The sequence below is a fragment of the Epilithonimonas sp. 33E genome (assembly GCF_059372615.1).
On the sequence record NZ_CM182009.1, the window covers coordinates 473,882 to 498,293 of the forward strand.

The following is a 24,412-nucleotide window of genomic DNA, read 5'->3' on the forward strand; positions in this document are numbered from 1 at the left end:
CACTGAAGACTTTAGACCGTTTTATCCGCTCCGCCTCTGGCGAGATGAGCTCCACTCAGGTCGGGCTGCATTGGCGATTCAAATCTGATTTTCTAGAAATCTAGTTTTGAAATGTTGTTAAAAATCATTGCTTAATTATTTCAATTACAACTTTTTATATTGTACAAAGTACATTTTAGAAAAACAATTATGAAATATATTATTAGTCTGATGTTAGTCTTTTTTGGACTTGCATTAGGATCTGCGCAAAACTATTCTGTAGAAGGAACTGTCCAGGATTTTCATGACAAGACACCACTGGAAAATGTCTTGGTTTCTTTTGGGAAATATTCTGCAAAAACAGATCAAAAAGGAGCGTTCAAAATCAAGAATGTTTCAGCAGGAACATACACTTTATCAGCTTCTCATCCCGATTGTAATGATTATTCAGAATCTTTGTCTGTGGATAAGAATCTGCATTTGACGATCCAATTGGAACATCATGTGAACGAGATAGAATCTGTGACTGTTCATGGCAATCACAAGAATAGCGGTTCTATGGTTGTGAAAACGATTGATCATTCGGAAATCGAAAGGAATTCTACAGAAAATCTTGGAAATCTTCTTAAAAATATCTCGGGAGTCAGTGGTTTGAAAACCGGGAATAATATTGTAAAACCTGTGATCCATGGGCTTTACGGCAGCCGAATTTCGATTGTCAACAATGGTGTGAGAATGGCTGAACAGGAATGGGGAGTGGAACATGCACCTAATATTGATGTCAATAATTTTCAGCACATCGATGTTATCAAAGGCGCATCGGCTCTACGATATGGCAGTGATGCGATTGGTGGTGTCGTGGTTTTGGAACCAGAAATTTTTCCTAAAAAAGATACTTTGAAAGGAAGTGTCGGTTTGTCGGGAATTTCTAACGGAAGAGGTTTAGGTGTTGATGTCAATCTGGTTAAAGTATGGAAAAATGGATGGGCTGTGAAATCGGGAGGTAACATTCAGAAACTGGGAGATCAAAGTGCTCCACACTATAATCTGAAAAATACAGGCTCGGATTTCTCTTCGTTCAATTTTACGTTGCAGAAGAATACATTCAAAAATGGGATTTCTTTTGATTATTATTTGACCAATCAGAATCTTGGAATCTTGCGCGATTCGCATGTGTCTATACCAAAGGAATATGAAGCGGCGATGAATACGCCTGTGCCTTTTTACTCCGGAAATTTCAGTTATGATATTGATAATCCGAGACAGCTGGTTGAACATCATCTGATGAAAGTTTCTGCTTTCAACAGATTTGAGAATATCGGGAAAGTGTCGGCAACTTATAGTTTTCAGTATAATCATCGGCAGGAGTTTGATTTAAGAAGAGGCAGTTTAAGTGCCATTCCTTCTTTGGATTTGGCTTTGATGACACACCAGTTCAATATCAATGATTTGCTGGAAAGAGAAAAATGGTCTTTGGAAACAGGAATTGATGCCAGCTTTCAAAACAATTATTCCGATCCTGCAACACAGGCCAGAAGATTGATTCCAAATTATGATAAATATTCTGCAGGAATCTACTCGGTTTTCAAATATAAAATCACTCCTGAATTGAATACAGAAGCCGGAATCCGTTATGATTATAATTATTATGATGTAACGAAGTGGTATAACAAAAGTGATTGGGAAGATTATTACGCAGCCACTTATCCGCAGTTCTATGTGATGACAGATGCAAACAGAGTTTTGACACGCCCGAAATTAGAATATCAGAATTTGTCTTATAATGCAGGTTTAGAATATCATCCTTCAGGAAACTTTAATCTGAAATTCAATTATGCAAAAGTTGGTAGAACGCCTAACATTGCTGAATTGTTTTCGGACGGGTTGCATCATTCCGCAGCGATTATTGAGAAAGGAAATATGGCTATCAAAAATGAGGAAGGTCATCAATTCAATTTGATTGCAGATGTTAAGTTTGACGTTCTGAACGGATTGGAGATTTCTGCAAATCCCTATTTCTTTATCACGAAAAATTTCATCAACCAGATTCCAAATGGCACTTTGCAATACACACAGGCAGGCACTTTTCCGGTTTGGGTCTATCAGCAAATCGATGCCAAAATGTATGGATTAGATGTGGATGTTAATTTCAATCTCACAGAAAATTTGACTTACAAAGGAAGAGGTGCTTATGTTTATGGTCAGGATGAAACCAATAAGGAACCGTTGATTCTAATGATGCCTGTCAATTTTTCGAATGCATTACAATTCAGTAAAAACGAATGGAATGGTTTCTATCTTAATGTTGAGAATCAGACTTTCTTATATCAGAATCGTTTCCCAATACATAATTTGGAATATACAGACTATGTTGATGAAGAGGAAGTTATAAAGGTTGTGGACATCAGTACACCTCCAAAACAATATTCTCTGTGGAATGTACAGACAGGGATCAATCTGGCAAAAAACTTTTCTGCAGGTTTGACCGTTAATAATATATTTAATATTTCTTACAGAGATTATCTGAATAGAATGCGGTTTTTCGCCTATGACATGGGACGAAATTTCATTCTTAATTTCAGATATAAATTCTAACATTTAATTAAAAAATCAATCAATTATTAAAAAATTTAAAACAATGAAAAATAAATTCAATCTTAACAAATTAATAAGTCTTTTAGCAGTATTATTTTTAATCTTCAATGTGATCTCTTGTCAGAGGGACGAAGATGTTGCAGCGGATGATCTTCCTCAGGAGGAATTGACAAAAATTACGCTTAATGTAAAAGATATTGCCACCGGAGCAAGTGCCAATTATAGTTATATCATCGGATCAGCTGCACCTGTAATTCCTTTAACTGATGGAAAGTCCTACGAAGTTACAACCACTTTCTGGAACGGAAGTGAAGATGTAACAAAGGAAATCAAGGATGCTAAAGATGAACATTTTCTAATCTTCGATTTTCCGAGATCTACCATCAATCTCACCAGGTTGGATGATGAAAGTTCTACAGGAAAGCTTGGTAAAGTAGGATTGAAAACGAAATGGGAGATTGAAAAAGTCGTGAAATCGTCATCTCCGCTTTTACAGCTGACATTGATTCATGAGCCTGCGACTGCCAATGAAGCACAAAACGGAACAGCCTGGGGTAGTGTAACCGGTGGTGAAACCGACGCTCAGGCTACATTTGGTTTGAGTAACTGATTTTTCAAAACAGTTAAAAAAAAGATGCTTTATTTATAAAGCATCTTTTTTGTTATAAAATTTATGATTTTTTATAAAAATCAGGAGTAGATTAAATTTTGCATTTCCTCAAATTTTCTCTATTTTTGCAACCTAAAAATTTCAATTAATGAACGTTACAGCGACAAACCATGATGAAGTAAGTGCATTGCTTACAGTAACATTGGAAAAATCAGACTATAAAGAAAAAGTAGAAAAGCAATTGATCAACTATGCGAAAAATGCACAGGTTCCTGGATTCAGAAAAGGAAAAGTACCATTGAGCATGGTTAGAAAACAATATGAAGCAGGTATTGCTTACGAGGAAATCAATAAGCAAATTTCTGATGCGTTGAATAACTACGTTAATGAAAATAAACTAAGATTAGTCGGGCAGCCGGTTCCTCAGCCGGTAAACGATTTTAACCATAATGCAGATTCTTTATCCGTAGCTTTCGAAGTTGGATATGAGCCGGAATTCACTGTAGATTTGACTAAATATGAAGCACCTCACTACAAAGTTGAAGCTTCTGACAAAGAAATCTCTACAAGTGTAGAAAATATGCAAAAGCGTTTTGCCGAAAGAGTTCCTGAGGAAAAAATCGGTAAAGATTCTTATGTGGCATTGGAAGTTTCTCAAGTTGTAGAAGCTGAGGCTGAAGGTGATCACCACCACGCACCAAAAAACGTAACTGTTTCCAAAGAACAGAAAGAAGCTTATGATCTGGTTAAAAAACTGAAGAAAGACGATTCTGTAAAAGTGTCTAAAGAAGATCTTCAGGCTAAGGAAGAGTTGGCAAAACAATTAGGATTCAGCAAAGAAGAAGCAGAACACCTTCACCACAACGAAGTGGAAGTAACTGTAAAAGATATCTACGGTTTGAACTTAGCAGAGCTTAATCAAGAGCTTTTCGATAAAGTTTATGGTAAAGATGTTATCAAAACTGAAGAAGAATTGAAAGCGAGAGTGAAATCTGAATTGGATGAGTATTTCCAACAAAATGCTGATGTACATTTCGTAAATAAAATCCTTCAACAAATTAACGAAAAAGAAGAAATCAAACTACCGGAAGCTTTTCTTATTAAGTGGTTATTGTTCTCCAACCAGAATATCACTTCTGAAGAGCAGGCAAAAGAAATCCTTGAAAACGAGAAAAATATTATCAAAGGTCAGATCCTAGAAGGAAAACTGATGAATGATAACGATATCCAATTGGATTATGCAGAGGTTCTTGGACAAGCTGAGCAATTGGTAAGAAACCAGTTAGCAATCTACGGAATCCACCATCTAGGTGATGATGAGGTTCAGAAATATGCGGCAGAAATGCTGAAAGATGAGAATCAGGTGAGACAAATTTCTTCCGAAGTTGCTATGGCTAAGTTGAAAGATGTTATCCTTGAAAAATCTAAAAAGAAAGAAACCAAAATCTCTCACGATGAGTTTCTTGAAGAATTGAAAAAATAATTGATATTCTTATATAATAAAACGCTCCAGGTTTCTGGAGCGTTTTTTATTTTTCCACAATTTATCAAACTAATATATATGTTTTCGAAAATCCAAATCATCAGAAATTCAAAAATAATCTTGGATTGATGGGTTGGTTATTTTTATGAACTTCATAATGAAGATGGGGACCTGTAGAACGTCCGGTATTTCCTGATTTTGCGATGATCTGACCAACTTTTACACGATCATTAGTTTCTACCAAAACTTCGGAAAGATGGCCATAAAGAGTTGCCAATCCATTACTGTGCTCTATAATCACACAATTGCCGTATCCTCCTTTCACACCGGCAAAAATCACTTTTCCGGATGCTGCACATTTTACAGGACTTCCGTAAGCTACAGCGATGTCCAATCCTTTATGGAATTGCATTTGGTCTTTCTCGGCCGGAGCATTACTGGATGCATTTTTATCTTCCTTTACAATAGCCTGTCTTTTCACGACATTTCCAAGGCTGTCCTTTTCTTCGGCAACATTAGAATTATTTGTAATTTCCGTAGATTTTGGAGGAATTGGATTTTTTCTGATCCCGAAATTCGAAGAAATATAGCCATCCGTAGGAATACCTAGCGGAACCTGCTGTAACCGTTGTTCCAGATCGACCAGGTATTGGCTGTAGCGGTTACTGACTTTGGCAAGATAAACTTCATTCTCCAGGCTGTCTTTTGCTAATCTTTCTATTCTAAGGTCAGAAACATTTTTTGATTTTAGGAATCCGTCGATACTCCGTATACTTTGGTCAACAATCGCAAGGTCGGTTTTCAGCTGGAGATGATCGATGCTGTCTTTTTCATTATTGATTTTAACAAGATTCACTTCATAGACTTTATCGTCTTTTCCAGTATAGAGTTTTGCAATAATCATAGCCTGAACAAAGCAAGCGACTAGAAGAAGTATAAGAACAATATTGGTTTTCTTCTTTGATTTTAGAAATTGGACCATTAATTGATTTTTAAAATGGACTGCAAAAGTAAGAATTTTTTACATTTTTCAATTTTAATCAACGTTGAGCGAATTTTTATTTAACAAAAGTTAATAATTCTTAATTAATTGTTAAAGAAAATTTACATTGAGGTAAATTCATAAATAACCTTAGATTTGTAGCAATGAAAAAGACGACAAATAATGGCTAAGAAATTGACTAAATCATCTAAGAATGTACGGGTTGGCGTTTTGGGAAGCGGAAGTTTTGCGACAGCAATCGTGAAAATGCTTCTTGAAAACTGCAAAACGGTCAACTGGTGTGTTCGGAATGAGTTTGTAAAGGGTGCAATTGAGCAGCGCGGACATAATCCGACTTACCTCACCACCGTTAGTTTCAACCTAAAAAAACTTAAAATCACTACAGATATCAATGAGTTGGTTTCCAATTCGGATGTTGTTATCCTGGCAGTTCCTTCCATTTATCTTGCAGAATCTATGGAAAAACTGACATGCGAGTATCAGGACAAATTGTTCTGTTCAGCGATTAAGGGAATTGTCCCAAAACATAATGATATTGTGGCACATTATCTTCGCGACGAATTCAAAATCGGATTCAAAAATCAGGCAGTTATTGCCGGTCCTTGTCATGCGGAAGAAGTGGCAATGGAGCGTTTATCGTATCTTACAGTGGCTGTGGCAGAGCAGGAAGATGCGGAAATTTTGCAGGAGATCCTGTCATCTTGTTATATCAAAGTGAATACAAGCAGCGATATTCTCGGAAACGAATATTCTGCCATTCTTAAAAATATATATGCCATCGGTGCCGGAATTGCGAGCGGTTTGGGTTATGGAGATAACTTTATTGCAGTGTACGTTTCTAACGCAATTCGTGAAATGGAAACTTTCCTGGAAGCGATTTATCCGGAACCGAGAGATGTAAACGACAGTGCTTATCTGGGAGATTTGATTGTAACAGCTTATTCTTTGTTCTCCAGAAACAGAAACCTTGGAAACTTAATTGGAAAAGGTTATACGGTAAAGTCTGCAATCCAGTCCATGAGTATGGTTGCCGAAGGTTATTATGCAACTAACGGAATCTATGCTATTTGTAAAGAAAAGAAACTGAAACTTCCTATTATCAATGCTGTTTATGATATTTTGTATGAAGGAAAAAATGCAGAGAAACAATTTGCAAAACTGACTGATAAACTAACTTAATCGTATTTTCCTTAAAGAAAGTTAATTAACAATTATAAAAATACAATGGAATAGAATTTGCAAATTTTGCAGTCTAAAATGAAAAAAATCAAACACAAAATGAAACATTCAAAATTCAAAATAGCTCAGGAAGCTATAAAACACAAAGGATTTCTCCAAAAGATTCCTGCGGCTGTTAGAATGATTAAACTCTGGCGGAAAGGAGAATATAAAATGAAGTTTACCGACATTTTGATTCCGGCATTAGCGATGCTTTACGTAATTTCTCCAATTGATATTATTCCAGATTTTGTTTTGGGAATTGGTGCTTTGGATGATCTGGCAATCTTAGCTTTTGCCATCCCGATGCTGATGAAAGAAGTGGACAAGTTTCTGCTTTGGGAAAGCCAGAAGGATAATCCTAAAATTATTGATGCAGAAATTGTAGAATAATAATTTGAAACAAATAAAAATCCCGACTCAAATCTGAATCGGGATTTTTTTTATTCTATATTAATAACAGTTTCTATTTCCGGAGCAAACTGCTTGATGGTGTTTTCCACACCCAGTTTCATGGTAGAGCTACTGATCCCACAACTTGAGCAATGTCCCAGTAGTCTTACAATCACAGTAGTTCCCTGTACATCTACAAGCTCGATATCGCCACCATCTTTGTTTAGAAATGGACGAATACTATCCAAAGCTTCCATTACTTTGGTTGCCAGTTCTTCCTGAATTTGATTTATATTACTCATAAAGTTATTTTTTCTTAGGTGAGCAACCAGCCATAGTTGTGATTTTCACAGCCTCAGTTGGCGGCAGATTGGTGTTTCTTTCCACAAGGCTTTCAACCATATTCTGAGCAGTTTTGGTATAGATTTCAGAGATTTTGGAATTCTCCTGCAAAGCTGCTGGCCTTCCTACATCTCCTGCTTCTCTGATACTTTGAATCAAAGGAATCTCTCCCAAAACCGGGATTCCCAAATCCTCTGCCATAAATTGGGCGCCTTGTTTTCCAAAGATATAATATTTATTCTCAGGTAACTCTTCCGGTGTGAAATAAGCCATATTTTCTATCAGTCCCAAAACCGGAATGTTGATACTTTCCATATTGAACATAGCAATTCCCTTTCTTACATCAGCCAAAGCAACGTGCTGAGGTGTACTCACAATCACAGCACCCGTTACTGGAACTTCCTGAATAATAGAAAGATGAATATCGCCAGTTCCCGGAGGTAGGTCTATCAAAAGGAAATCTAATTCTCCCCAATCCGCATCACGAATCATCTGATTCAAGGCTTTGGAAGCCATTGGTCCTCTCCAGACTACAGCTTGGTTAGCCCCGGAAAAATATCCGATAGACAACATTTTTACGCCGTAATTTTCGATGGGCTTCATCAGATTTCTACCGTTCACTTCTACAGAAATTGGTTTTTGTCCTTCTGTGTCAAGCATCGTCGGAACAGACGGTCCGTAGATATCTGCATCCAAAAGTCCGACTTTGAACCCCATTTTTGCTAACGTTACCGCAAGATTTGCTGCAACAGTAGATTTTCCAACGCCACCTTTTCCGGAAGCGATAGCAATGATGTTTTGAATACCCGGAATCTGTTTTCCTTTGATTTCATTAGTTGGAGGTGTTGCAGGCAATTCGGGAGAAACGATTTTCAATTTTAAGTTGATGTGTTCACCGAATTCCGAAGCAAAAGCTTGTTTCATAGCAACTTCCAGCTTTTTCTTTTCGTGCATCGCAGGTGAATGTGCGGTCATATCGATATAGACATCGTCACCCATCACCTGGAAATTACTTACGAGGTCATCTACTTCTATCTCTTTCAGAAAATCCTGAACTTTTGATTTCGTCAGCATAAAATTTTATTAATCTTTGAGACAACAAATTTACGGATTTAAAAATTAATTTAGAATCAATAGGATTTGTGATTTTGTCTATGCTAATGATTTTTTGACATGGATTTAGTTAAAGCGTTTTTTGAGTTGGGAAGTTTTGATGTAAACATAAAACAAAAAGAGCTTTACAGCTTTCCGAGCTCTCCAACTCATTTAGGAGCCGGGAACCTGCTTTCGTTGCAATCTTTTTTGCATCACGTTTTGTCAGACTGAGGTCTCGAAGCTAACGCAAAAAAGGATTTCCACTACAATCAGGGCTACAATTTGAATTTTGTCAATAAAAATAAATTTTTGTCATTCCGAAGGAATCTGAATCTACACTTTTAATGGATTTTTAGTATTTAAAGTCTTCGAGAGCCTCAGACTGACAATGCCGGAAAAGTGAATCTTACTAGAGCTGTCATACTGAGCGGAGTCGAAGTGCTTTCAAAGATTAAATTTTAATCAACCTTAAAAGTCAGATTATTATCATCAGGTTTTCCATTTGTGTTGAGTGCGCTGTAAGGTGTCGTGAACCAACCATTTTTGTTCATCACAAACCGAAATTCATAAGTTTTTCCTTTTTCAAACTGAGATTTAGACAAAACCAATTCAAAAGTGTCTCGGTCTTTTCTAATCATTTGATACATTGTATTAGCAGGATTCCAATCGTTGAATGAACCAGCAACAGCTATTTTCGTTATCGCTTCAGCATTTAAATTTTTAGGAACATTGTAAGCAAAAATCACTTTATCATTCTCAATCCTATAACCATAAATTTCCTTTTTAATATTAGGTTTATTAATAATTTCAGAAGCAACTGATTCTTCTCTTGACCAATACGGATTTGCTAATTGTTTATCAATCAATCCTGCAATATGATTGACTATAAAATAAATTGGGGGAAAAGAATTGTATTTGTAGCCGTTCGACATAAAAATGATTGACAAATCATTGTCAGGAAAAATACTGTAAGCATTGATGTTTCCGCCGGAAAAACCATAAGACGTTACATTTCCAGTTTTGGTAATTTCCCAACCGTGCGCAAAAATATCTTGTTTATTGGTATAATCAAAAGGGTTCCACATCAACTTTTTTGTTTGGTCTGTAAGGAATTTGTTGGTGTCAAGATTAATGCTCCATTGTAAAAAATCAGGAAGCGAAATGGCTAAACCATTAGCAGGATGAGCTCTCAAACCACCAACGTGTGTAGATTTTTTAAACTGTTTCAGAGAATCATTATATCTGTAAAGTTGGATTCGATTGGGGATTTCTTCAAGAGAATTGGAATTGATTATGATTTTGTTCTTTGCATCAGAAAATTGATTTTTCAGAACAAAATCTTCAAATTTTTGTCCACTTATCCTTTCAATAATCATTGCTAACATCATATAATTAGTCTGATTATAACTATACTGATTTCCCGTCTCAAACTCCATTTTTTCTTTGGAAAGTCGTTCAAAAACTTCAGAGTTGGAAATGTTTGTAGGCAAATTATGACGCTCAAAATCCGGAATGCCTGATGAATGTGACAACAGATTTTTTACTTTGACATTTTGCCATTCTTTGGGAAGATTATCGAGATATTTTGAAATGTTATCTTCCAAAGACAGTTGTCCTTTCTCAATCAATTGGAAAACGGCAACATTGGTAATTAGTTTTGTAGTAGAATAAACTCTGAAAAGAGAATTAGCATCTACTTTCTTCTCAGACTCTAAGTTTTCTCTACCGTAATATTTTTGGAAAATAATTTTATCATTCTTTACAACTCCAACCGCCATTCCAGGAATGCCGTAAGTTTTAATTACTTTGGTCAGATAGTTATCGATTGCTTTTGTTTGTTCAGTTTTTTGACAAAATCCTAAAAATGAAAAATTTAAAAAGAATAAGATTAAGAAGGCTTGTTTCATTAGTTATAGGTTTACGACATAAGGACAACTATGAGCTTTGATTTATTACATCATTAAAAAGAAATTTTGTCATTCTGAAAGAATCTCAGCAGTTTAGATTCCTCCGGAATGACAAAATTGTATTTATATATAATGTAAAATAAATATCTAACTCTCCAACTGCCCTTCCCACTTACTCACGGCAGACGTCGCAAGCGCATTACCCAAAACATTCGTCATACTTCTTCCCATATCGCAGAAATGGTCAATCGGTAAAATCAAAGCAATTCCCTCAACAGGAATATCAAACATTCCACACGCAGCAACAATGATGACAAGACTCGCTCTTGGAACGCCGGCAATACCTTTACTCGTTAACATCAAGACCAAAAGCATTATGATTTGTTGCCCGAGAGGCATATCAATACCGTAAATCTGAGCAATGAAAATCGAAGCAAATGTCATATACATCATACTTCCGTCCAGATTGAAAGAATAACCTAATGGCAAAATAAAAGAAACAATTCTATTATTACATCCAAATCTTTCCAGTTCTTCTACCAATTTTGGGAAAACAGCTTCTGAGCTTGTGGTGGAAAATGCAATCAACAAAGGTTCTTTGATTCTTCTCAATAATTCGAAAAGGCGATTGCCAAGAATCATATAACCAACTAATAAAAGAACCAGCCAAAGAACAGCCAAAGCAAAGAAAAAATCTCTGAGATAAATGGCATAAACTTTAAAAATCTCAAAACCATTGGTAGCAACAACTGCCGCAATTGCTCCGAAAACTCCAAGCGGCGCAACCCACATGATGTAACCGACCATTTTTAAAATAGCGTGAGCAATGATATCTAGCCCTTTGATGACAGGTTTTGCATATTCTTCACCCATTGCTGACAACGCAATCCCAAACATTACCGAAAATACAACGATCTGAAGAACTTCATTGCTTGCAAAAGCTTCGAATAAACTTTTCGGAATCACGTGTTTTACAAAGTCTTCCATAGAAAATCCTTTGCTGTTACTCACGATTTCGGAAGCTGAAGAAGCATCTTGAATTGGTAACTTGGTAACGTGGCCAGGCTCTAACCAATTCACTAAAACCAAGCCAATCAATAAGGAAACCAAGGAAGCCGTAATGAACCAAAGCATTGCTTTTGTGCCTACACGACCAACCATTTTGATGTCGCCCATTTTAGCAATCCCAACCACCAAAGTCGAGAAAACCAAAGGCGCAATAATCATCTGAATCAGTCGGATAAAAACTGTTCCCAACAGTTTGATATTCTTAGAAAAATTTTCGGAAGAGTCGGGATAATTGGTGTGGACAATTCCTCCTAAAACAACACCTAAGATTAGTGCAATAATGATTGCGAAAAACAGTTTATTCTGACCTTTCATAACTAATTTATTTTTTGAACACAAAGTGCACAAAGTTTTTTAATCTATTTATTATTAATGTTTTAAAGTTCACAAAGGCGTTTCGCTGAAATAAGAAGTTCAAATCTTTCTAAGCGAAGTAGCTTTGTGAGCTTTAAGCAGTTTCAACATTCAAAAAAAATCTTTGTCAGCTTTGTATTTAATCTAAGCTTTATAAGTCCTGATATAAATTGAAACTGAACAAAACTAATATTTTTGAGAGAATAACCACTAATATTTTAAATTAATATTAAGAACTCCAATAAAAACTGCCGATTCTGATCAACAAAAATAAAATAACATTCACGCACAGTTCAAATTAGAATTATTTCTTTGTACAAATCTGATAGTTAATGAAAAGAGATGTGGAAATTGTTATTATTTCGGATGTGCATCTTGGAACTTATGGTTGCAAGGCAAAAGAGCTGTTGAGATATCTGAATTCTATCCGCCCCAAAATTTTGATTTTAAATGGCGATATCATCGACATCTGGCAGTTCAAGAAATCGTACTTTCCGAAGTCCCATCTCAAGGTGATCAAGAAATTAATTTCATTCGCTACGAAAGAATCAGAGGTTTTTTATATCACTGGCAATCATGATGAGGCATTCAGAAATTTCACAGATTTCGAATTGGGAAAACTGAAATTGTGCAACAAACACGTTCTAAAGATGGACGAAAAAAAAGCATGGATTTTTCATGGAGATGTTTTTGACGCATCGGTTCAGCATTCTAAGTGGATTGCAAAGTTGGGTGGAAAAGGTTATGATTTACTAATTGCAATTAACAATCTGGTCAATTGGTTTCTTGAGAAAATCGGTCGGGAGAAATATTCGTTCTCCAAAAAGATTAAGAATAATGTCAAAAAAGCTGTGAAGTATATCGGTGATTTTGAATTGACTGCTTCGGAACTGGCGATTGAAAATGATTTCGATTATGTGATTTGCGGACATATTCATCAGCCTCAAATCCGGGAAGTAGTTGGTAAAAAAGGAAAATGTATGTATCTGAATTCCGGTGACTGGGTGGAAAATCTTTCGGCTTTGGAATATCATAATGGCGACTGGAAACTTTTTGTTTATGAGGATGAGAAATATAATTTAATCGATGAAGAACCAGAAGAAATGAAAGAAATTGACAGTGCAGAGCTGATGAAAATCGTGACGCAGATTGTTTAATTTTTTACGACAGCAAAGGCGGAAAATGAAATAAACTAATTTTTAAATCGCAAATTTTTCAGTCATACTTTGCGAATTATAGTAAAAATTTAAAAAATAATTGCGCCTTTGCGATTAAAATAAAAAACACAAATATTTAATTTTTAATCCATATGAAAATATTATATGCCTTCCAAGGCACAGGAAACGGACATCTTGCAAGAGCTCAGGAAATCATCCCGATTTTGAAGAAACACGCATTGGTAGACACTTTAATCAGCGGACATCAGACCCAGTTGAAGTCTGATTTTGATATCGATTTTCGATTCAAAGGGATTTCTTTGCTTTATAATAAAACAGGTGGATTGTCTTACAAAAAAACCTTTCTTGAGAATAATTTCTGCAAAGCGGCAAAAGTCATCAAAGATTTGGATTTAAGTGCGTATGATTTAATCATCAACGATTTTGAACCGTTGACTGGTTGGGCTGCGAAACTAAAAAACCTACCGATTGTAGAATTAAGTCATCAGGCATCTTTAACTTTTAAGGAAACACCGAAACCGGATAAAAAAGATTGGTTTGGAGATTTTATCCTGAAACATTATGTGCCTTGTGAGAAGAAAATCGGATTCCATTTTGAAAATTATAACTCCCATATCAAAAAGCCGGTTATCCGACAAAAAATCAGAAAGCTGAATCCTGAAAACAAAGGCCATTATTTGGTTTATCTACCAAGTTTTTCTGATGAAGTCATCACAAATTTTCTGACAAGAATCGATGTTCAATGGAAAGTTTTTTCTAAATATGCCAAGCAACATCAGAAATTCAGCAACGTAGAAATCTTCCCGATTGATGAGAGAAAATACCTGGAACTGTTCGAATCTTGTGAAGGAATTCTTTGTAATGCCGGCTTCGAAACGCCTGCTGAAGCATTGTTTATGCACAAAAAACTATTCGTTATCCCAATAGAAAATCAATATGAACAAGAGTGTAATGCTTTTGCGCTGGACAGATTGGGTGTTGCGAATTCGGATAAATTGGATCCAATTAAAATTCGTGAATGGATTAATTCTGACCAGATGATAGAAGTGGATTATCCTGATAATATCGAAAGTATTTTGACGAAAGAGGTTTTGTATTGATTAAGCCACATAGTCACAATAGGTTTTATTTACAAAAATAAAATCAGTTTTTCTTGCCTCCGAACTTATTTAGATTCATCATCAGTGATAGCATAAAATAACGTTTCAGGACAAGTTCTTCTCTGTCTTCGATGTAATTGTCGCCGATATTTCTGATAGCATTTTGACGTTGATTCAGAACATCATTCATGTTGAATCGCAGTGTCATTTGTTTTTTGTAGAATTTATAATTCACGCTGGAATTCCAGAAATAGGAAGTCCTGTTGAAACCTGCCGAAATGTTATTATTCTTGGTCACATTGATGTCGTTTGTGAAATAAAGATTGGATTTCAAAAAGTAATTCACCATTCCGATAGTGTAATTCTGTTGAGCTGTACGCGTTCTATCAATCCTATAATTGGTGTAATTGGAGAAATTATAATTGAGATTGGCAGAGCCAGTCAGGTCCAAAATATCTCTCAAGTTAAGCCTCACAGTCATCTTCGGCGCAATATTGTAAATCGTGTTGGTGTATTGGACATCATCCACAAAACCTTTTCTGTGGGTGAAACTTGTCAGAAATGATGGCGAAATCCGGAATTCATTTTTATCCCATTTGTAGGTTTTTGAAAAACGGCTATCCCAACTTAGGGTTTTGTTTCCACTAATGTTGGCAAAAGTTCTGAACTGCCTTCCCGCATCGTCATAGTAAGAAAAATCGGAAACGTTATTATCCGTATAACTGAATTTCAGTGAAGTTGAGTAAGTAATATGTTTCGGAAGATTCTTATTCACAAAATAAATGGAGCTCGTATTTTTCCAGGTGCTTTTCAAATCAGGATTCCCCTGTGTGGTAAGCAACGGATTGGAAAGGTCTATATAAGGATTGACCGCCGTCATCTGAGGAGCTGTGAAATCGCTTTGGTTGGATAGTTCCAAGGATTTGCTACTGGAAAATTTGTAAACGAATCTTGTGTTATAATTCGGGAAAATAAAGTTTTTTCTGAAATCGATATTGTCATTATTAAAGAAAGAATGAAAATCGTTGTTGTTGATTTCCAGATTAGCATTGAAGAAAAACCGGAATTTGGTTTTGTTCAAATCATAACCCATCACAGCATAAAGTGAATTGATGTTCTGATTAATTGTATTAGACAACAAAGAATTGAATGTAGAAAATTCTCCCGTCACTGTATCAAAATCGTGAACTTTTCTATCATTTTTGAATGACAGAGATTTGTAAGTAATTTCTGTGGAAACGATAGCCGAGTCGGAAATTGGTTCATCGTATCTTACATTGAAGGCAAAATCTGTGTTTTGACTTTTGGTTATTGAGCGCTGATTTCGATAATCATTTTCTTCGGGAGACTGATGAAAAATGGTCGTTGTCAGATTATAATCGGTGCCGTTGTTATCCATCACATTGCTGCTAACCGTCGCTGAAAAAGTTCGTCTTTCTTTCAGGAATCTTCTTGTAATCCCTAACGATTGTGAAAAACCATTATTGACAGATTTTTGTTTCACAGAACCCGAGCTTGAATTGAGCAGGACATCATCCCGCAAGGTCAAAGACTGATTATCAGAAGTGCTTTCGGTGGTATTGTTATTAAAATTGGAATTGAAAATAATATTTGTGAACTTATCCAATTTCAAAATCGAATTGGCGCTGAATCCCAATCTTCGCAAATCCCTGTCGCCAGTACGTTCTGTGTTTCTGTCTAATTTGTAGTCGGGCAGAAAGGTGGTTCGGGCAGATTTGGAGAAAGTTTCGGAATTTCTTTCATAATAATTGGCATTCAACCTCTCCAAATCGAAGTTATCAAACGTGTTAGAGTAGGTTGCATTCACAATTGTTGTACTGAAAATTCCTGCTCCGGAACCCGTTTTTCCGGATAATCCTGCATTGATATTATTGGAACCCGCCGCTAATGAAAGGCGGGAATCCTGTTTTATTTTTGTAAAGAAAATAGCACCGTCATAACGCTCATCCGAACCGTAGCCCAATCTGATGTTGCTTGTAACCCCAACTTTATTTTTAGGATCCATTTCAAAATTCACTGTGAGGCTGTCTGTGATTGGTGCTCTTCCTGTGAGTTCTTCTTCCTTGGTTTTGGAAGTGGTAACCTGAATTTTTTTGATGATGTTGGCAGGAATCGTTTCCAACTCTATTTTTCCATTTTTATCAAACAATGGTTTCCCGTTGATATGGATTTTGCTCACAGATTTTCCGTTAACCGTAATTTTTCCATCCGCATCGATTTCGACTCCAGGAATTTCTTTCACCAAGTCGTCAATTTTGGAATCAGGTTTTACTTTCAGAGAAGAAGCGTTGTACTCAACTGTATCTTTTTTAATTTTAATAGGTGAAACCGTGACTTTGACTTCTTCTATATTCGTTACAAGTTCTTTGCTGAGTTTGATTGTTCCGATATTTTCATTTTGATGAATAGATTCAATTTTTCGAGAGAACGCTTTGAATTTGTCTTCGGAAATCTGTAGAAATGAGGCTTCGTTTTGTAGAGGAACTTTGATGCTGAAGTTTCCGCTTTTACTTGTTCCAATGTAATTGATAATCGCCGAATCTTTTTGTTTCATCAAAGAAACAGTGATGTTTTCCAACGGATTATTATTTTCGTCCGTCACTTTTCCGGTTAGGCTGTAAGTCTGAGCATTCAGTTTTAGAAAAGCGAGAATGAAAATAAGCCAGAATTTTTTCATCAAATGTTATAGTTTTCGGCACCAAAAATAGAAAAAACCCCTGAAACATCAGAGGTTTTAATTTTTATTAAGTTTGAAATTAAGCTTTCAAATATCTTGCATAAGCATAACCTTCTTCGCCGTCAGCCGTTTTGATTTTCCACCAGTCGTCAGAAGATTGCTCAACCAAAGTTACCACTTCACCTTTAGCTGCTTTTCCTACAACTGCAGCTTCCGTAGAAGGTTCCTGTCTGATATTAAGATTAGACTCATCAGTTGCAACAGTCAAAGAAGCGCCAGCTGCCAATCCGGAAACCTGAACATCGATATTAATATCGGTTGCTGTATAAGAAGAATCAATAGCGCCCAAAGCATTCCAAACTGAATCTTTTGCTGCGCTGCTAGACGCTTTTCCTGTGATATATAAAACACCGTCCTGTTCCTGAACAGAAAGGTCGGAAAGTCCTGCCGACTGAGCAGCAGAAACTACACTTGCATATTTGTCTTGTAAACTCATTTGTGATTATTTTACAGTGATTTTGTTATCGTATTTACCAATTTTAAGCGCATCTACAGATTCTTTTACTTTTCTTGCATTAGCAGCAGTTGTAGTTCCTGTCAATGTTAATGTCCCTGCAACATCTTCCGCTTTTACGCCCGGGATATCTTTAAGCGCATCATTCACTTTCTGTAAAACAGCGGCGTCAACAGTATTCACTTCCACAGGCGCGGCTGCTGGGGCTACGGTTGCCATATCGTGAACATCTTTGATACCCTGAACTTTTTTAAGAGCGTCGATAGCAGCTTGTTTATCAGCTTCGGTTGCAAAAACTCCGCTTAGGTGAGCTTGTCCCTCTTTCACTTCAACAGATGTTCCTGGATAAGCCGTGATTGCTGTGGTTGCCTGGGAAGTCAGTTCCGCATCAGAAACTTTCTTTTTGCAGGAAACGGCTGTCATTGATACCATCAATGCAAGAGCCGCAATTTTAAATGTTTTTTTCATAGGATAAAAATTAATTTATTTAGGTTGTGTTTTATAACTATTAAAATTGATGCCAAACAAAGCGGGCACCAATCGCATTTTAATTTCAACTTTCGTCTTTAGTAAAATTAAAAACTTTTTTGATGCGACAATGGCTATTAAAAATATTTAACAGAATTTTATAAGTCGGTTAAAAAGATAAAATTCAATTTAGCTGATTCTTAGAAATTCCTTCGCTAACTCAATCATTTTTGGGTCTCCGGTATATTTTCCTTTTTCATCAGAGAGTTTTACTGTTGGGATCCACTCGTTATTGATGCCTTTTACGCTGATGAGCTTCATGACGATATTCATTGGTTTGAGTCCGACATCATTGGTAAGATTAGTTCCGATCCCAAAAGAAATCCCGATTTTTCCTCTGCAGTAATTGGTGATTTCCTCTACTTTTTCGAGATTAAGACCGTCAGAAAAAATAATGTATTTGAATAATGGGTTGATGCCGTTCTTCAGATAATGTGCAATGGTTTTATCAGCAAATTCAAAAGGATCACCACTATCGTGACGAACACCGTCAAACAGCTTCGCAAATTTCTTATCAAACTGTTGGAAGAAAACATCAGTTGTATAAGTGTCAGACAGTGCAACGCCTAAATCTCCACGGTAAACATTAACCCAGTTTTCTAACGCAATGGAATTAGCCATCTTGAACCCAAATTCAGCTGCGTGAAACATAAACCACTCGTGTGCGTGTGTTCCGATTGGTTTTACCTTGTAAAGCATCGCCAAATGGACATTGGAAGTACCCGTAAAAGTTGATTTTTTATCCTGAATCAAGGCGTCCATCACCAATCTGTGAACCTTATAAGAATGCCTTCTTCTTGTTCCGAATTCCGCAAACGGAACGCCGAGTTCTGTAAGATGTGCGGCTTTTTCCAGCGTCTTGCCAATAACTTCTTCATTGGTCTGTCGCTCCATGTGATTCATTTCGTAATGAAGTTCACTGATAAGCGACAGGAGCGGAACTTCCCAGAGAATTGTTCTATACCAGAGGCCTTCAACCGAAACTTTTAGCTCATTTCCGTTTTGTTCGATCTTCACTTCCGAAGGGTCGTAATGAAAACCTTCCAAAAAATCGAGGTAGGGTAGAGCAAGATAAGGACAAGTGACTTTCAGATATTTTTTTTCGTCTTTGGTCAGCTTCAATTCAGCCATTGCATTGACGGATTTTCTCAGTTCCTCCGCAAAACCTTCTGGGAAGCTGTGTTTTCCTCTGTTAATGAATTCATATTTTACAATCTCGTTGGTAAAAAGCTTTACTACTGCGTTTTGCATTGTGATTTTGTAGAAGTCATTGTCCAGAATCGAATTGAGTCTTACCTCGCGCATAAAAATATCATTTAAACAAATCTAAGGAATTTTGTTGAGGCAGATTTTAATGAGGAAAAAAATAACACAAAGGCATGAAGGATTTTTACTTGCTTAATGTTTTAAAGGCACAAAGGTTTAACTTCGTTAATTTAAAGATCTTTGATTTTTTGCCTTAAAATAAAATAGTTAGAGGAAAATATTTCTTCGAGTCTTTAAGTGTTGCATCAAATATATTATAAAAATTACATTTCTTACTTTTGTCAAAATTCTTTGAAATGATAAAAGCGCTGATGTATTTCGTAGTTGGAACTCTGATTAGTTTTTTCTTAAGACGTTTAACAGGGGAACCTGCTGAATTTTGGGTTGAACTTTACGTCGCTTCGGCTTTTGGAATTGGCTGGGGATTGGCTTATTTTGTGGACCACCCGGAATGGTCACTTCCAAAGAAAATGGGAATTTCCTTTATTGGAATTGTTTTTTTGGTTGCTGTCGGATTGTTATGTTTCAATTTTGAAACTGCAGTTCCTTCGATTATCAAGTTCTCTACGGTTTTCGTAGCGTATTATATGATTGCCAGCTTCCGGGAAAGCAAATCGTTGAGGTATTAATTTTTAGGTTATATGATTTAAAAGCCGGACTTCGAAAAGTCCGGCTTTTTGTTTTTAATGAATCATCAGAAAGCTGATGACGCCTAAGCCTATTACCAAAAGCATAAATGCAAAGAAATTGAACATAAACAAAATGCAGCCGATGATAAAACTGATAACACCGTGTGTATGGTAAACCTTATAATGGGCTATGAAAAAATATACGATGCTGTAGAAGAATATCACATTCATCAATAAATAAATGATGACACTGATTGAAGAATGCGTTACGTCTGCCAATTTATATAAAAAGGAAAATAACAAAATGGTCAATAATAAAAAACTGAAATAATGTAACGTGAAAATCCCGTGGTCAAAATACCACCATTTTTTCTTGTTATGGAAAATCCACAGGAAGAATGCAAAAATCGGAAGATAAATGAACAAAGCTTTTGGCAGATTATGAAAAGAGGTCTCACCCAATTTTTTTACAATTTCTCCTTTTGTAATACCTTTTTCCTTCAGTTCGAAAAACTTATGGGCAACAGGCACATTGATGAAATCGAAGAACGAAGGATTTTTTGCTTTTGCAGAATCAAATGATTTTTGATTTGTATAACCATTATATTCAAAATTATCATCCAGCTTCTTGCTCATGTCAAAGCTGTCTTCGATATCACTTAATCTTGCGGAATCTTTCAGCAAAGTGTTTACTTTACTAATAGTTACAGAATCTGTTCCTTTTATTTTTTCTTCCGTTCTGATGCTATCGAGCTTTTTGGAAGTTTCAGCCAGTCTGTTCAAAGAGATTGTCTTTTCTTTTCCATGTTCTTTTTTACCTTCAAAATTAATCTTGAATGGCGGAAATACGGCAAACAGGAAAAATGTGATGAAACTGATGAAAATATAAAGCTTAACCGGCGGAACAAATTTTTGTCTTTTACCTTCCAGATAAGTATTGGTTAATTTGCCGGGTTTGACAAGAAGATTTTTAAGAGTTCCCCAGAACTGACCGTCATAATGGGTGAAGTCTTCTACGAAATGAGTGAAAAGGTAATGGAAAGGCTGCCTGGTCTCGATGTTCTGTTGTCCACAATGCGGACAATAATGTTCCTCAACATGGTGTCCGCAATTAAGGCAATCTTTTTCTTCTCTCAGTTTTCCGTGGCTCATTTTATAGAATTTTCCTCAAAAATATAAAAATCCCAAATTATAAATAAAGCTTATTTTGACAAATTTCAGAAAGTTTTCAGGTAATTAATGATTCGTTAACGTATTAGTTTTTAGAAAATTAAAATATTTTTCTGAGGAAAATTTTTCATCCGGAAAAAAATTCTTACCTTTGCACACCCTTTAGGGGAAAATTATGTTTAATCGTAAACGATAAATTGTGAATACATTAAGTTACAAAACAGTATCGGCAAACAAAGCTACCGCTAATAAAGAATGGGTTGTGGTAGACGCTGCTGAGCAACCGTTGGGAAGACTAGCTTCTACTGTTGCAAAGATTTTGAGAGGTAAGCACAAAACGAATTACACACCGCACGTAGATTGTGGAGATAACGTAATCGTTTTGAACGCTGGGAAAGTTACACTTTCCGGAAACAAGTGGGCAGACAAAACTTACATTTGGCACACTGGATATCCAGGTGGTCAGAAGTCTATGACTGCTGAAGAGCTTAGAAAAAAAGATGCTCTTAAAGTATTGGAAAAATCTGTAAAAGGCATGTTGCCAAAAAACAGATTAGGTTCGGCTTTATTCAAAAACCTTTATCTATATGAAGGAACTGAGCACAAACACGAAGCTCAACAGCCAAAAGTAATCAATGTTAACGAATTCAAATAATTGAGTATGTCTATAGTACACAAAATCGGAAGAAGAAAAACTTCTGTTGCAAGAGTTTATGTGAAGCCAGGAACTGGTAACATTACTATAAACGGAAAAGATGCTAAAACATATTTTTGTACAGATGTTTTAGTTTACAAAGTTAATCAGCCATTTTTATTGACAGAAACTTTAGGTCAGTATGACTTGACTGTTAATGTTTTTGGTGGAGGAATCACTGGTCAGGCAGAAGCTATCAGACTAGGTGTTTCAAGAGCATTGTGCGAGATCAACGAAGAATTCAGATTGGTTCTTAAACCACAAGGATTGTTGACCAGAGATGCAAGAATGGTAGAGAGAAAGAAACCAGGTCAGAAAAAAGCGAGAAAGAGATTCCAATTCTCAAAACGTTAATTATCAGACTTCGGATTCTGGGTTTCAGATTTCAGAACTATTTTTGGTTCGTTATCTATTACTTAAAATCTATTAATCTAACAAAAAATTGCCCGTTACGTTTAGCATCCAAATTTTACTCCCATCTAAAGTAAAATTGATTGCCGAAAAGCGGAAAGTAAACTAACAAAAAACAAGAAAACATGGCAAAAGCAAATGTAAAAGACCTTTTAGAGGCTGGTGTACACTTCGGTCACATGACCAGAAAGTGGAATCCAAATATGGCTCCATACATTTTCATGGAGAAAAACGGTATTCACATCGTAGATTTACATAAAACAGCAGTAAAATTGGACGAAGCTTGTAGCGCTTTAGAAAAAATTACTTCTTCAGGTAAAAAAGTTCTTTTCGTAGCGACTAAGAAGCAAGCGAAAGAAGTGGTTGCAAAACATGCTGCAGAACTTAACATGCCTTACATCACTGAAAGATGGCCAGGAGGAATGCTGACGAACTTCGTAACTATCAGAAAGGCGGTTAAAAAAATGAACGCTATCGATAAAATGAAGAAAGACGGAACATTCGAAACTTTATCTAAAAAAGAAAGATTACAAGTAGATCGTCAAAGAGCTAATCTTGAGAAAAACTTAGGATCTATTGCAGATATGGTGAGATTGCCTTCAGCTATTTTCGTAGTTGATATTATGAGAGAACACATCGCGGTTACAGAAGCTAAGAAATTGGGTATCCCAGTTTTCGGTATTGTAGATACTAACTCAGATCCAAGAAAAGTGGATTTCGTAATCCCAGGAAATGATGATGCTTCAAAATCTATCGATATGATCCTTTCTGTTGTAGCAGACGCTGTAAAAGAAGGTCAGTCTCAAAGAAAAGCAGAAAAAGAAAAGTCTAAAGAAGAAGGAGAAAAAGTTTCTGCTGATGCAGACGCTGACTTCGATGCGGAATAATCAGAGGATTTTTTCTTAAATATAAAAAGCGGTTCAAGTTATTGAATCGCTTTTTTTAATGGCAGTTTTTCCGCCTTCCGCTCCCAAACCTAGTGAAGTGGTTCGATGAAGTCAATCTTTTTACTCCATCTTGTTGCGTAAAAGGGATTTCCGCTCAAGTCGGACTGCGATCGATGTTGAAGATATAATAACATTTATACAAACAAAACAACGAAAAAACCCTTTCAGAGTTTTTAACTCTGAAAGGGCTTATTTTATAATTATCAAAAGAATAATTAATCTTACCCTTTGAATTCTCCCATCGCAATAAACTTATCCTGTCGCTCTGCAACCAGTTTCTCAACCGGCATTTTGGACAATGTTTTGATGTCTTTCAGAAGGACTTTCTTCACGTTGTCAAAAGTTGCTTCAGGATTATAATGTGCACCGCCCAATGGTTCAGGAATGATATCGTCAATCAGCTTTTGTTTCAGCATGTCTTCACCAGTAAGCTTCATTGTGTTTGCGGCTGTTTCTTTGTATTCCCAGCTTCTCCATAGGATTGCGGAACAATTCTCCGGAGATATTACCGAATACCATGTGTTTTCAAGCATATAAACCTTGTTTCCAACACCGATTCCTAATGCACCACCACTTGCACCTTCACCAATAATTACGGTAATGATCGGTGTTTTCAGTTGGCACATCTCATAGATGTTTCTGGCGATTGCTTCACCCTGTCCACGCTCTTCCGCTTCCAGACCAGGATAAGCTCCAGGTGTATCCACAAAAGTTACTACAGGAATATTGAATTTTTCCGCCAATTTCATCAATCTAAGAGCTTTTCTATAACCTTCCGGGTTAGACATCCCAAAACGTCTGTGCTGACGTTCTTTGGTTGTTCTACCTTTCTGAGTTCCGATCAGCATCACTGTATTACCGCTGATGCTGGCAATGCCGCCAACCATAGCAGGATCATCACCGAAGTTTCTGTCACCGTGCAATTCTACAAAGCTTCCTTCATCTGCCAGACCATTGATATAATCCAACGTATATGGTCTGTCCGGGTGTCTGGAAAGCTGAACCCTTTGCCAAGGTGTAAGGTTTCCGTATATTTTTTTCTTGGTATCTTCTATTTTATCCTTGATCTTTTTGCAGGATTCATCTACATCAATGCCACTCTCAGTACCTAGTTGTACACATTTTTCGTATTGCTCGATCAGTTCTTTTACAGGTTGCTCAAATTCTAAATATTCCATATTCTGTTTGGATTAAACCAAATTCAAAAATAATCTTTTTTTTACAAATGGT

Annotated in this window: 22 protein-coding genes; 11 read left to right on the top strand and 11 right to left on the bottom strand. The window is 36.3% G+C overall.

Annotated features, from left to right (window positions below; genetic code table 11):
- The first annotated feature begins 189 nt into the window (after positions 1-189).
- The 3 genes from AC5P2S_RS02295 to AC5P2S_RS02305 all read left to right on the top strand — a co-directional run bounded on the left by AC5P2S_RS02295 (position 190) and on the right by AC5P2S_RS02305 (position 4,667).
- A complete protein-coding gene (locus AC5P2S_RS02295; RefSeq protein WP_494556075.1) occupies positions 190-2,574 on the top strand; it encodes a TonB-dependent receptor in 2,385 nt (794 codons plus the stop codon).
- A gap of 43 nt (positions 2,575-2,617) precedes the next feature.
- A complete protein-coding gene (locus tag AC5P2S_RS02300) occupies positions 2,618-3,184 on the top strand; it encodes a hypothetical protein (RefSeq protein ID WP_494556076.1) in 567 nt (188 codons plus the stop codon).
- Between the two features lie 148 nt (positions 3,185-3,332).
- A complete protein-coding gene (locus AC5P2S_RS02305; protein ID WP_283416165.1) occupies positions 3,333-4,667 on the top strand; it encodes a trigger factor in 1,335 nt (444 codons plus the stop codon).
- Between the two features lie 100 nt (positions 4,668-4,767).
- Here AC5P2S_RS02305 and AC5P2S_RS02310 read toward each other — a convergent pair whose 3' ends face one another.
- Positions 4,768-5,649 (bottom strand): M23 family metallopeptidase, encoded by an 882-nt coding sequence (locus AC5P2S_RS02310; protein WP_283416166.1) that lies wholly within the window; start codon positions 5,647-5,649, stop codon positions 4,768-4,770.
- A gap of 183 nt (positions 5,650-5,832) precedes the next feature.
- On the opposite strand from AC5P2S_RS02310, the gene AC5P2S_RS02315 reads away from it, so the two are divergent.
- Both AC5P2S_RS02315 and AC5P2S_RS02320 read left to right on the top strand, forming a co-directional pair.
- Positions 5,833-6,849: an NAD(P)H-dependent glycerol-3-phosphate dehydrogenase gene (locus AC5P2S_RS02315; protein ID WP_283416167.1), complete on the top strand. Its 1,017-nt coding sequence runs from the start codon at positions 5,833-5,835 to the stop codon at positions 6,847-6,849.
- A gap of 78 nt (positions 6,850-6,927) precedes the next feature.
- The gene (locus AC5P2S_RS02320) at positions 6,928-7,281 is read left to right on the top strand and encodes a YkvA family protein (RefSeq protein ID WP_494556077.1); all 354 of its coding nucleotides are present in this window, start codon (positions 6,928-6,930) and stop codon (positions 7,279-7,281) included.
- A gap of 50 nt (positions 7,282-7,331) precedes the next feature.
- On the opposite strand, the gene AC5P2S_RS02325 is transcribed toward AC5P2S_RS02320, so the two are convergent.
- The 4 genes from AC5P2S_RS02325 to AC5P2S_RS02340 all read right to left on the bottom strand — a co-directional run bounded on the left by AC5P2S_RS02325 (position 7,332) and on the right by AC5P2S_RS02340 (position 12,008).
- Positions 7,332-7,583 (bottom strand): NifU family protein, encoded by a 252-nt coding sequence (locus AC5P2S_RS02325; protein WP_283416169.1) that lies wholly within the window; start codon positions 7,581-7,583, stop codon positions 7,332-7,334.
- A gap of 4 nt (positions 7,584-7,587) precedes the next feature.
- Positions 7,588-8,697: an Mrp/NBP35 family ATP-binding protein gene (locus AC5P2S_RS02330; protein WP_283416170.1), complete on the bottom strand. Its 1,110-nt coding sequence runs from the start codon at positions 8,695-8,697 to the stop codon at positions 7,588-7,590.
- A 479-nt stretch (positions 8,698-9,176) separates the two neighbouring features.
- Entirely contained in the window at positions 9,177-10,625 is a 1,449-nt protein-coding gene (locus tag AC5P2S_RS02335; RefSeq protein ID WP_494556078.1) for a serine hydrolase, read from the bottom strand.
- A 147-nt stretch (positions 10,626-10,772) separates the two neighbouring features.
- The gene (locus tag AC5P2S_RS02340; RefSeq protein ID WP_283416172.1) at positions 10,773-12,008 is read right to left on the bottom strand and encodes a dicarboxylate/amino acid:cation symporter; all 1,236 of its coding nucleotides are present in this window, start codon (positions 12,006-12,008) and stop codon (positions 10,773-10,775) included.
- 371 nt (positions 12,009-12,379) lie between these two features.
- Here AC5P2S_RS02340 and AC5P2S_RS02345 point away from each other — a divergent pair, with 371 nt between their 5' ends.
- Positions 12,380-13,204 (top strand): UDP-2,3-diacylglucosamine diphosphatase, encoded by an 825-nt coding sequence (locus AC5P2S_RS02345; protein WP_494556079.1) that lies wholly within the window; start codon positions 12,380-12,382, stop codon positions 13,202-13,204.
- A gap of 152 nt (positions 13,205-13,356) precedes the next feature.
- Positions 13,357-14,325: a glycosyltransferase family protein gene (locus AC5P2S_RS02350; RefSeq protein ID WP_283416174.1), complete on the top strand. Its 969-nt coding sequence runs from the start codon at positions 13,357-13,359 to the stop codon at positions 14,323-14,325.
- Positions 14,326-14,368: 43 nt separating this feature from the next.
- Here AC5P2S_RS02350 and AC5P2S_RS02355 read toward each other — a convergent pair whose 3' ends face one another.
- The 4 genes from AC5P2S_RS02355 to pncB all read right to left on the bottom strand — a co-directional run bounded on the left by AC5P2S_RS02355 (position 14,369) and on the right by pncB (position 19,370).
- Complete coding sequence (locus AC5P2S_RS02355; RefSeq protein ID WP_494556080.1) at positions 14,369-17,023, bottom strand: outer membrane beta-barrel protein; 2,655 nt, start codon at positions 17,021-17,023, stop codon at positions 14,369-14,371.
- 79 nt (positions 17,024-17,102) lie between these two features.
- Positions 17,103-17,519, bottom strand: a complete 417-nt coding sequence (locus AC5P2S_RS02360) for an SH3 domain-containing protein (protein WP_283416176.1) — start codon at positions 17,517-17,519, stop codon at positions 17,103-17,105.
- A gap of 6 nt (positions 17,520-17,525) precedes the next feature.
- Entirely contained in the window at positions 17,526-18,005 is a 480-nt protein-coding gene (locus tag AC5P2S_RS02365; RefSeq protein WP_283416177.1) for a BON domain-containing protein, read from the bottom strand.
- Between the two features lie 189 nt (positions 18,006-18,194).
- On the bottom strand, positions 18,195-19,370 hold the full coding sequence (pncB, locus tag AC5P2S_RS02370; RefSeq protein ID WP_283416178.1) for a nicotinate phosphoribosyltransferase: 1,176 nt from the start codon (positions 19,368-19,370) through the stop codon (positions 18,195-18,197).
- A 257-nt stretch (positions 19,371-19,627) separates the two neighbouring features.
- On the opposite strand from pncB, the gene AC5P2S_RS02375 reads away from it, so the two are divergent.
- Positions 19,628-19,960: a hypothetical protein gene (locus AC5P2S_RS02375; RefSeq protein ID WP_494556081.1), complete on the top strand. Its 333-nt coding sequence runs from the start codon at positions 19,628-19,630 to the stop codon at positions 19,958-19,960.
- A gap of 54 nt (positions 19,961-20,014) precedes the next feature.
- On the opposite strand, the gene AC5P2S_RS02380 is transcribed toward AC5P2S_RS02375, so the two are convergent.
- Complete coding sequence (locus AC5P2S_RS02380) at positions 20,015-21,112, bottom strand: DUF3667 domain-containing protein (RefSeq protein WP_494556082.1); 1,098 nt, start codon at positions 21,110-21,112, stop codon at positions 20,015-20,017.
- Between the two features lie 217 nt (positions 21,113-21,329).
- Between AC5P2S_RS02380 and rplM the strand changes: the two genes are divergently transcribed.
- From rplM to rpsB, 3 genes are all read left to right on the top strand, one after another.
- Complete coding sequence (gene rplM, locus AC5P2S_RS02385) at positions 21,330-21,785, top strand: 50S ribosomal protein L13 (protein ID WP_089768885.1); 456 nt, start codon at positions 21,330-21,332, stop codon at positions 21,783-21,785.
- 6 nt (positions 21,786-21,791) lie between these two features.
- Positions 21,792-22,178 carry a 30S ribosomal protein S9 gene (gene rpsI / locus AC5P2S_RS02390; protein WP_283416181.1) on the top strand — a complete coding sequence of 129 codons (387 nt, stop codon included), beginning with the start codon at positions 21,792-21,794 and terminating at the stop codon, positions 22,176-22,178.
- A gap of 182 nt (positions 22,179-22,360) precedes the next feature.
- Positions 22,361-23,122, top strand: a complete 762-nt coding sequence (gene rpsB / locus AC5P2S_RS02395; protein ID WP_283416182.1) for a 30S ribosomal protein S2 — start codon at positions 22,361-22,363, stop codon at positions 23,120-23,122.
- Positions 23,123-23,403: 281 nt separating this feature from the next.
- On the opposite strand, the gene AC5P2S_RS02400 is transcribed toward rpsB, so the two are convergent.
- Entirely contained in the window at positions 23,404-24,360 is a 957-nt protein-coding gene (locus AC5P2S_RS02400) for an acetyl-CoA carboxylase carboxyltransferase subunit alpha (RefSeq protein WP_494556083.1), read from the bottom strand.
- Positions 24,361-24,412: the final 52 nt, after the last annotated feature.